Here is a 10,088-nt window from a genome sequence, read left to right as displayed (position 1 = left end):
CCTCCTCCCGCCCCCCCCCCCCCCTCCCCCCCCCCCCCCCCCCCCCCCCCCCCCCCCCCCCCCCCCCCCCCCCGCCCTCACGTTGTACTGGACGCGGGGCCGGTCAGCGGCCGCCGCCGTCGGCGTTGGGGCCGGCGTAGTCCTCGCCGTAGGCACCCTTGGCCGGGCGGCGGCGGCGCATGGGCGGCTCGACGCCGTCGGCGAGGCGACGGGCGGTCAGCAGGAAGCCGGTGTGGCCGATCATCCGGTGGTCCGGGCGGACGGCCAGGCCCTCGATGTGCCAGTTGCGGATCATCGTCTCCCACGCGGTCGGCTCGTTGAAGCTGCCGATCTCCCGGATGGACTCGACGGTCCGGGCGAGCTGGGTGGTGGTGGCCACGTAGCAGCACAGGATGCCGCCGGGGACCAGTGCCTTGGAGACGGCCTCCAGGCACTCCCAGGGGGCGAGCATGTCGAGGATGACGCGGTCGACGTCGGTGTCGGACAGGTTGTCCTGGAGGTCGCCGACGGTCAGCTGCCAGGCGGGGTGCGGGCCGCCGAAGTAGCGTTCCACGTTCTGCTTGGCGATCTCGGCGAAGTCCTCGCGGCGCTCGTAGGAGTGCAGCATGCCCTCGTCGCCGATGGCGCGCAGCAGGAAGCTGCTGAGCGAGCCGGAGCCGACGCCGGCCTCCACGACGCGGGCGCCGGTGAAGATGTCGGCGAAGGCGAGGATCTGCCCCGCGTCCTTCGGGTAGACGACGGCTGCCCCGCGGGGCATGGACAGGACGTAGTCGGGGAGCAGGGGGCGCAGCGCGAGGTAGGCCACGTTGCCGGTGGTGCGGACAACGCTGCCCTCGGGAGCGCCGATCAGTTCGTCGTGCGGGAAGGAGCCCTTGTGGGTGTGGAAGTTCTTCCCGGCTTCGAGCGTGAACGTGTAGTGGCGGCCCTTGGGGTCGGTCAGCTGAACCTGGTCCCCGACCTTGAAGGGCCCGCGCCTGCGGGCGGCACCGGTCGGTTCGGACATGTGAACAGACTACCGGCCTTTGCGGAGGCCGCCGACCACTACGAGGTGGGCCTGGCCATGGCCTTCACGAAGGCGCGCTCGACGTCCGCGGCGGACAGGACGCCGTAGATCTCGCCGCTCTCCTCGACCACCAGGTACTCGGTCGCCGGGGTGGCGCGCAGGGTGTCCAGCAGCTCTTCTCCGGCCAGCTCGGCGGAGACCCGCATGCCGTCGGTCAGTTCCTGGGCGAGGCCGCTGACGGCCACCCAGGGGCGGCGGTGCTCGGGTACGCCGACGATGGCGGCCTCGCGGACGAGGGAGAGGGGGTTGCCGTCGGCGTCGACGACGACGAGGGCGCGGGCGCCTGCGGCGTTGGCGCGGCGGAGGGCCTCGGAGAGGGGGGTGTCGTTCTCGACGGGCACGGCCCGCCGTGTCAGGGTGCGGGCCCGCAGCTCGGGGAGGTGTTCGCGCAGTCGGGCCATGCGCAGGCTGTTGCCGGCACCGGTCCAGATGATCGCGGCGAGGATGGCGGCGAGCAGGGCGTCGGTCACCGTGTCCATGCCGTTGATGTCCTCGCTGCCGCCGCCGAGGGCGCCGGACTGGTTGAGCAGCGGCAGGCCGACGAGGACGGAGATGGCGAGGGCGCGGCCGACCCAGGCGGCGGCGACGGTGCCGCTCATGGGCCTGCCGGTGATCTTCCAGACGACGGCGCGGAGCATGCGGCCGCCGTCCAGGGGAAGGCCGGGCAGCAGGTTGAAGACGGCGACGATGAGATTGGAGATCATCAGGCCGGCCAGCAGGACGCCGGGGACGGTGTCGGGTTCCACCGGCTTCATGGCCAGGTAGAACAGGCCGGCCAGGACGAGGGAGAGCAGCGGCCCGACGAAGGCCAGGACGAACTCGCGTCCCGGGGTCTCGGCTTCCTTCTCGATCTCGGAGACTCCGCCGAAGAACTGGAGCTGGATGCGGCGGACGGGGAGTTTGAAGCGGATGGCGGCGACCGTGTGGGCCAGCTCGTGGACGAGCACGGAGGCGTAGAAGGCGACGGCGAAGAACAGGGAGACCAGGTAGCGGGCGGCACCCAGTTCGGGCAGCACGCGGTCGAGCTGACCGCCGAAGACCCAGGTGATCAGGGCGGCGACGAGGAACCAGCTGGGCGCGACGTACACCGGCACGCCGAAGGGGCGTCCCATCAGCAGCCCGCCACCGGGTTCCCTGGGCCTCGGCTGGGGCGGCTCGCCCTTGGCGATCCCGGAGTGCGCGAGCGTACGGTGCTCGTCGGGGCGGCCACGGCCGCCCGCGCCGCCCTCCTCCGCGTCCCTGGCCGTGCGCGCGTTCCGACCGCCCGCACCTCCAACGTGCTCACCGCTCCCCGGCCGCACACCGCCGACGCGCGAGCCGTCCCCGCCTCGCGCCTCCTCGCCGGCCCCCGGCTCCGGGACTGCGGTTCGCGCGTCCTGGGCGGTCCCCGTCTTCGAACCGGCGGCCTGCTCGTTCTCGGCGGCCTGCTTGTTCTCGGCGGTCGCCGGCTGCGGGACGGCGGCCCGCACGTGCTCGCCGGCCTCGGGCTCCTCGTCGGCGGCCTGCGTGTGCTCGGCGGCGGCCCCCGGCCCTCGGCCGGCGGCTCCCCCGTCCTCGGCGGGACTCGGCTCCTGGGCGGCGGCTCGCTCGTCGTCACCGGGCGAAGACCGCGGACTCGCGGCTCCCTCGGCGGTCCCCGCCTCCGGGTGGCCGACGGGCTGTTCGTTCCCGGCGGCCCGTGCGTCCTCACCGGGCCTCGGCTCCTGGCCGGCCGTCCCCGCGGGCTCGTCGGCGCTGCCCCGCTCCGGGTCGGTGGAGCGCTGGGGCTCGGTGTTGTGCGCGGTGTCGTGGGGCTCCGGGTCGGTGGGGCCGGTTGCCGGGGCCGTAGGACCTGCGGGGTGCTCGGCCGGCTCGTTGTTGCCGGACCGCGGCTGCCCGCTCCCGCCGCTCACGTCCACGGTGTCCCCTCGTTCGAAGCGTCTTCTCGGGTCGATGGTATGCGGCCGTGGTGGCACGTTCCGCCCCGGCACCCCTTGTGTTTGCCCCGCGGACGCACGGCCGACGCGGCCCGCGGCTGGGTGACTGTCAGTGCCGGGCCGTATGGTCTGTGGTCATGGACAGCAGCATCGAGGAAACGGGGGCCGCGGGGGCCCTGCCACCGCAGGCGGGCGCGGCACCGGAGCCGGAGCCCGAGGCGGTGGTCGTCGTGGCCCAGGGCGAGGCACCCACCGCCGTGCCCGAGCGCGTGGCCGTGGCGCCGACCTCGCTGTCGCCCTCCCGGGCCAGTGACTTCATGCAGTGTCCGCTGCTGTACCGGTTCCGGGTGATCGACCGGCTGCCGGAGAAGCCGAGCGAGGCGGCGACCCGGGGGACGCTGGTGCATGCCGTGCTGGAGCGGCTGTTCGACGCGCCCGCCGCGGAGCGGACCGCGCCGCGGGCCAAGGCGTTGATCCCCGGGCAGTGGGACCGGCTGCGGGAGAACCGGCCGGAGGTCGGCGAGCTGTTCGCGGACGACCCGGAGGGCGAGCGGCTGGCTCGCTGGCTGAGCGAGGCCGAGCGGCTGGTGGAGCGCTGGTTCACGCTGGAGAACCCGTCGCGGCTGGAGCCGGCCGAACGCGAGCTGTTCGTGGAGGCCGAGCTGTCGTCGGGTCTGCGGCTGCGCGGGATCATCGACCGTGTCGACGTGGCGCCCACCGGTGAGGTGCGGATCGTCGACTACAAGACGGGGAAGGCGCCGCGGCCGGAGTACGCCGAGGGCGCGCTGTTCCAGATGAAGTTCTACGCCCTGGTGGTGTGGCGGCTGAAGAACGTCATCCCGCGACGGCTCCAGCTCGTCTATCTCGGCAGCGGGGACGTGCTGACCTACGACCCCGTCCTCGCCGACCTGGAGCGTGTCGAGCGCAAGCTGCTCGTCCTGTGGGATGCCATCAGGCAGGCCACGGAGTCCGGTGAGTGGCGGCCCCGGCCGACCAAGCTGTGCGGCTGGTGCGACCACCAGGCGCACTGCCCGGAGTTCGGTGGCACTCCCCCGCCGTATCCGCTGCCGGTGAGGGCGCCGGAGTCCGGTCCCGTGTCGCAGGGCAGAATGGGGCCGGACTAGCGAAGGAGTGTCACGTGGCCATCCGCGTCCTACTGGTCGACGACCAGCCGCTGCTGCGTACCGGTTTCCGGATGATCCTGGAGGCCGAGCAGGACATCGCGGTCGTGGGCGAGGCCGGTGACGGCCTGCAGGCCCTCGATCAGGTGCGTGCCCTGCAGCCGGATGTCGTGCTGATGGACATCCGGATGCCGCGGATGGACGGGGTGGAGGCGACCCGGCAGATCACCGGGCCGGGGCGGGACGGCCCGGCGAAGGTGCTCGTGCTGACCACGTTCGACCTGGACGAGTACGTGGTGGAGGCACTGCGGGCGGGAGCCAGCGGGTTTCTGCTCAAGGACGCGCCCGCCAACGAGCTGGTGCAGGCGATCCGGGTCGTCGCGGCGGGCGAGGCCATGCTGGCGCCGAGCATCACCCGCCGTCTGCTGGACAAGTACGCCACGCACCTGCCGTCCGGCGAGGAGCCCGTGCCGGACACCCTGCACACCCTCACCGACCGCGAGGTGGAGGTGCTGAAGCTGGTGGCGCGCGGGCTGTCCAACGCCGAGATCGCCGCCGACCTGTTCGTCAGCGAGACCACCGTCAAGACGCACGTCGGGCATGTGCTGACCAAGCTGGGCCTGCGGGACCGGGTGCAGGCGGCGGTGTACGCGTACGAGAGCGGCCTGGTGCGCCCCGGCGCGCAGTAGGCGGTAGGACGATGCCGAAGGGCGCCCCTCTCGCGCGGAGTGGGGCGCCCTTCGTGTCGTACGGCTGTCAGCCCTTGCTCAGTTCCCAGAACCGGAACACGGTCGAGGCGTCCAGGCAGTACTCCAGGCCGTATACGCCGTCGCGGACGACCGCGTACTGCTTCGCCTGCCAGACGGGCAGCACGGGGATGTCCTCGGCGACGATCTCCTGCAGCTTTCCGAAGTCCTTGTCGGTCGCGCCGCGATCGCTCTCGGCGGCCGTCTCGGGGATGAGGGTGCCGGTGATGGTGCTGTTGCCGTAGTTGTTCGCCAGCACGTTGCCCTTGCCGAAGAAGGGGGCCGTGAAGTTGTCGGCGTCCGGGTAGTCGGGCACCCAGCCCTTGACGTAGACGCCGTACTTCCCGGCGGCGATGTCCTTCTCGTACTGGTCGAAGGCGACGGACCTGACGTCGGCCTGGAACAGTCCGCTCGCGTTGAGCTGGCCGGCGATGGCCTTCAGCTCCTCGTCGGTGGCGGGGCCGTAGCGGGACGGCGTGGACCAGAGGGTGAGCTTCACCTTGCCTGTGATGCCCGCCCCGCGCAGCGCGGCGGTGGCCTTCTGCTTGGAGGGGCGGGCGCCGTAGGTGTCGAAGAAGGCCGTGTTGTGGCCCGCGATGCCCGCCGGGATGATCGAGTACAGCGGGGTGGCGGTGCCCTGGTAGACGTTGCTGACCAGGGCGTCGCGGTCGAGGAGGTAGGCCATGGCCTTGCGGACGGGGAGCTTGCCGGCCACCGGGTCCTTCATGTTGAAGACCAGGTGCTGGACCTCGGCGCTGCTGCCCTCGATGACGTCGACGCCCTTGCTGCCGTCCTGCTGGTCGAGGTCGGCGATGTCGGTCGCGGCGAGGCCGCGGTAGGCGAGGTCGATGTCGCCGTTCTCCAGCGCCTTCTTCAGGGCGGTCCGGTCGCCGTGGAAGAACTTCAGGGTGACGCCGGAGTTCTTGATCTTGGCGGTGCCCCGGTAGCCGGAGTTGACCGAGAAGACCGCCTGGTCCTTGTCGAAGGAGTCCAGCTTGTACGGCCCGGAGCCGACGGCCTTGTCGTCGGTGCGCAGGCCGTTCGCGTCGTACTGCCGGTGGTCGACGATGGAGCCGGCGCCGGAGGCGATCTTGCTGGGGAAGGTGGCGTCGGGGACCTTGAGCTTGAAGACGACCGTCTTCGCGTCCGGTGTCTCGACCCGGTCGAGCATCGGGAACATGACCGCCGGGCCGGCGGGGTCGTCGATCTTCAGGGTCCGGTCGAAGGAGAACTTGACGTCCTCGGAGGTGAGGGCGTCACCGTTGCTGAACTTCAGGTCGTCCTTGAGGGTGCACTTGTACACCGTGGCCCGGGTGTCGGTGAAGGAGCACGCCTTCGCCGCCTCCGGCTCGGGCTCCGTCGCTCCCTTGGGGAAAGCGAGCAGCGACTGGAAGACGTTGTTGAACAGAAGCCAGGAACCGGGGTCGTAGCCCGAAGCCGGATCGGTGGCGAGGACGTCGTCGGACATTCCCATCACCACGGAGGAGCCGGTGCCCCCGGAATCACCGGTCTCCGAGCCACAGCCGGTCAACAGGCCGGAGGCCAGCCCCGCCACGATCGGCAGGACCGGCCACTGGTTGCGCATGTTCATATGTGCCTTGTCGTCGGTTCTTCGATCCGGGGCCGCCGTCCCAGGCCCCGGACAAGGAGAACGTCAGCCGCTCACACCACGGCCGAGTTCCCACAGCTGAAGCGTCGAGGAGGAGTTGAGGGCGTAGGAGACGCCCGTGATGTCGTCCCGTGCGGCGACGTACTGCTTGCCCTGCCACAGCGGCAGCACGGGGACGTCCTCGGCGACGATGTCCTGGATCTCGGTCAGGCTCTTGGAGGCGTTGAGCCGGTCGGCCTCGCGACGGGATTCCGGGATCAGGCTGCGCTGGATGGCGCCGTTGGAGTACGGCGAACCGAGGAAGTTGCCCTTGTCGAGGAAGGGCGCGAGGAAGTTGTCGGCGTCCGGGAAGTCGGGGAACCAGCCCATGCCGTAGACGTCGTACTGGCCCTTCTTCTCGGCGGGCCGGAAGGAGGCCCAGGGGTGGCCCTGGATGGAGACGTCGAACAGGCCGCTGCCGTTGAGCTGCTTCTGCAGGATCTGGAACTCCTGCTTGGTGGCCGAGCCGTAGTGGTCGGTGGTGTAGTGCAGCGTCAGCTTCACCGGGGTGGTGATCCCGGCCTTGGTCAGCAGGTCCTTCGCCTTGGCGGCGCTGGGGTTGCCGTACTTGTTGAAGAACGAGTTGGAGTGGCCTGTGAGGGTCGCCGGGACGAGCGAGTACAGCGGCTCGGCCTGGGTGCCGTAGACCTTGGAAACGAGCTCGCCGCGGTTGATGAGCTGGGCCATGGCCTGGCGGACGGCCTTGCTCTTCACGGTCGCCGCGTTGGTGTTGAAGGCCAGGTAGCGGATTTCCAGGCCCGGCATGTCGACCAGGTCGACGTTCGCGTCGGAGCCGCTGTCGAGCTTGTCGATCTGCGCCGGCGACATGGCGCGGGTCATGAGGTCGATGTCGCCCTTGTCGATGGCGGTGCCCATGGCCTCGGCGCTGTCGTAGGTGCGCATCACGACCTCGCCGTTGTTCACCTCGACGCTGCCCTTGTAGGAGGGGTTCTTGGTGAAGGTGGCGCTGACGATCGCGTTGTCCTTGACGTCGGCCTTGAAGGTGTAGGGGCCGGAGCCGTCGACCTCGAAGCCGTCGCGCAGCTTGTCCTTGGTGTAGGTCTTGGGGTCGATGATGCCCGCGACCGGGGTGGACAGCTTGTACGGGAAGGTGGCGTCGGCCGTCTTGAGGTGGAAGATGACCTCGCGGTCGCCCTGGGTCTCGACGGTGTCGATGGTGTTCAGCAGGGTGGCGACGCCGCTGTCGGCCTTGAGGTGCCGGGCGCGGTCGATGGAGTACTTGACGTCCTCGGCCGTGACCTTGTCGCCGTTGGAGAACTGCAGGCCGTCCCGCAGCTTGCAGGCGTAGCGCTCGTTGCCGGTGTCGGTGAAGGAACAGCTCTCGGCGGCCTCCGGCACGGGCTCGCCCTCGCCCTTGGGCTGGGTCATCAGGGTCTGCACCGTCTGGCGCAGGATGTTCCAGGTGCCGACGTCGTAGGCGTAGGCCGGGTCGAGGGGCGCGGGCGCGTCGCTGGTGACAGTGAACCGGTCCGTGGTGCCTACGACGATGGCGTCCCCGCTCTTGCTCCCGCTGTCGGATCCACCGCACGCGGCGAGAACCGGCGTGAGCAGGCCGGCCACTGCCGGCAGCACCAAAGTCTTGCGGTTCATGCGGGAGTTTCTCCAGAGCTGTTCGAGTCCGTGTATCCGACATGCATGGGTGGTGCGGCGGATCACGGGGGTTGCGGCGATGTTCTCGCGATGAGATTAGTCCGCGCCCGCAGGAGGGTTCGCGGCCGCGCGAGTTGAGCCCCCATCACGCAGTGAAACCGGGTGCGGACACACCGAAAACCCGACAGCGGCAGGATTCGTACAGCCTCCCACCAATCGGGACACAAGGTCCCTCCGGACGGGCCCGGCGAGGGGTGGTCGGCACACTCTGGCAACGATGTCGAGGGCGTCCGGAGTGGTGAACGTCACATGCCCAACTGGGGCGATCCTTACCGGAATTCGACCGGGCGGCCCGCTTGGAATTCCACCGAGGTGTACTGTGCCGGAATTTTGTCCAACGCGTCCAATGGACTTTGTACGCTGGGTGAACGGCTAGCGCATTTCCGTCATCAGGCCGTGCAGAAATGCCAGGTCCACCTCTTCGAGGGAGGTGACGACGGTTCGCCTCTCGGCGGGGACGATGGGGGCGACGGAGGGTACGGCGACCACGTGGCAGCCCGCGGCCTCGGCGGCGGCGACGCCGGTGGCGGTGTCCTCGACGACGGCGCATCTGGCGGGGTCCACGCCGAGTCCGGCGGCGGCGAGCAGGTATGGGTCCGGGTAGGGCTTGGTGCGGGAGACCTCGTCACCGGCGATGGAGAGACCGAAGTGGTGGGGGCCCAGCACGGTGAGCACACGGTCGATGATGCGACGGTGGGAGGCGGAGACCAGGGCGGTGGGGATGGCGTGCTCGTGCAGTTCGGCGAGCAGCCGGGCGGCGCCGGGCATCAGCGGCAGGTGGTGGCCGATGCGGTCCTCGAAGCCTTCGTTGAGCAGGACCGACAGTTCGGCGAGGGCGATGTCGGCGCCGGTGGCCTCGATGAGGAAGCCGGCGCTGCGGGTCATGGGGCCGCCGACCACGACGTGCCGCCAGGACTCGTCGAGGGTGTGACCGAGGTCGGCGAAGACCTCGACCTCGACGTCCCACCAGAAGCCTTCGGTGTCCACCAGGGTGCCGTCCATGTCGAGGAGTACCGCCTGCAGGGCGGAGCCTTCGGCCGTACGGGTTCCGAGCGCGGGGACCGTACTGGTCATCCGGGCGCACCTCCTCGAGGGACGACCAGGCCGGCTCCCGAACAGGGAACCGGCCTGCAGTGGACCGACCAGTGTACGACTCCGGCGGGCGAACCGCCTCGTTTATCACCCGCGCACGCGGGTACCCCCTGAAACACCTCCCGCGCAGGCCAGGAGGCCTTTCGGCGCGCCTGACGCCGACACGGTACGGCCCGCTCCCCCGACGTGGCGTTCCCCACACCGGGAGGCCGGAGCACCGCCCACACCGGGACCGCCCCACACCACCGCCGGCCCGTCCGCAGCCACACGCCCGACCGCCGGGGACACGCCGCCGCCGCCCCCTCCGCACCCGCATCCCCCGACCGCCCGGGACACGCCGCCGACCCACCCGCGAACCGAGCGCCCCTGCCACACGGACAGCGAACCGAGCGGCCCCGAGCCGCGCGGACTCCGCCTACCGGCCGCGCGCGGAGCGAGCGCCCGGGGTACGCGGATCGCGCTGGCCGCCGGACGTGGGCCGCGACCGGAAGCCCCCCGGACCGCACAACACCAGTGCCCGAGAACCGAACCGCCCCGAACCGCGCCGACAGCCGCACGCGAACCGGACCACCCGAAGCGCGCCGACCGCCCGGACGCGAACCCGGCAGCCCTCTGCACGCCGACCGCGCCGACCCGGTGCACGCGAATTGAGCCGCCCGCCGCACGCCGAGCGGTCAGACGCACGCCAAGGGGGCGCCGAGCGTCAGGTACGCCGTCAGCCGGCGGGACCGGGGCAGGCCACCAGCCCGCCGGCCCGGGCACGCAGACCACCGGCAGGACAGGGCACGTCGGCAGCCGGGGGCGCCCAGAGAGCCCGTCGAACCCCCGGAG

The 10,088-nt window shown here is 71.0% G+C and carries 7 protein-coding genes; 2 read left to right on the top strand and 5 right to left on the bottom strand.

Going from position 1 to position 10,088, the window contains the following annotated elements:
• Positions 1-103: 103 nt before the first annotated feature.
• Together AC07CM_RS13920 and AC07CM_RS13915 are read right to left on the bottom strand one after the other, a co-directional pair.
• A complete protein-coding gene (locus AC07CM_RS13920) occupies positions 104-1,003 on the bottom strand; it encodes a tRNA (adenine-N1)-methyltransferase (RefSeq protein ID WP_478876603.1) in 900 nt (299 codons plus the stop codon).
• Positions 1,004-1,041: 38 nt separating this feature from the next.
• Positions 1,042-2,961, bottom strand: a complete 1,920-nt coding sequence (locus AC07CM_RS13915; protein ID WP_478876602.1) for a site-2 protease family protein — start codon at positions 2,959-2,961, stop codon at positions 1,042-1,044.
• A gap of 155 nt (positions 2,962-3,116) precedes the next feature.
• Between AC07CM_RS13915 and AC07CM_RS13910 the strand changes: the two genes are divergently transcribed.
• A complete protein-coding gene (locus tag AC07CM_RS13910; RefSeq protein ID WP_478876601.1) occupies positions 3,117-4,103 on the top strand; it encodes a RecB family exonuclease in 987 nt (328 codons plus the stop codon).
• A 14-nt stretch (positions 4,104-4,117) separates the two neighbouring features.
• Positions 4,118-4,789 carry a response regulator gene (locus AC07CM_RS13905; protein ID WP_014671700.1) on the top strand — a complete coding sequence of 224 codons (672 nt, stop codon included), beginning with the start codon at positions 4,118-4,120 and terminating at the stop codon, positions 4,787-4,789.
• Between the two features lie 67 nt (positions 4,790-4,856).
• Here AC07CM_RS13905 and AC07CM_RS13900 read toward each other — a convergent pair whose 3' ends face one another.
• The 3 genes from AC07CM_RS13900 to AC07CM_RS13890 all read right to left on the bottom strand — a co-directional run bounded on the left by AC07CM_RS13900 (position 4,857) and on the right by AC07CM_RS13890 (position 9,239).
• Complete coding sequence (locus AC07CM_RS13900; RefSeq protein ID WP_478876600.1) at positions 4,857-6,437, bottom strand: ABC transporter substrate-binding protein; 1,581 nt, start codon at positions 6,435-6,437, stop codon at positions 4,857-4,859.
• A gap of 63 nt (positions 6,438-6,500) precedes the next feature.
• Positions 6,501-8,105 carry an ABC transporter substrate-binding protein gene (locus AC07CM_RS13895; protein ID WP_478876599.1) on the bottom strand — a complete coding sequence of 535 codons (1,605 nt, stop codon included), beginning with the start codon at positions 8,103-8,105 and terminating at the stop codon, positions 6,501-6,503.
• 432 nt (positions 8,106-8,537) lie between these two features.
• Positions 8,538-9,239: an HAD family hydrolase gene (locus tag AC07CM_RS13890; RefSeq protein ID WP_478876598.1), complete on the bottom strand. Its 702-nt coding sequence runs from the start codon at positions 9,237-9,239 to the stop codon at positions 8,538-8,540.
• Positions 9,240-10,088 lie beyond the last annotated feature (849 nt).

It is taken from the genome of Streptomyces sp. NPDC044061 (genome assembly GCF_056434305.1).
This window is presented reverse-complemented; position numbering and strand designations above follow the sequence as displayed.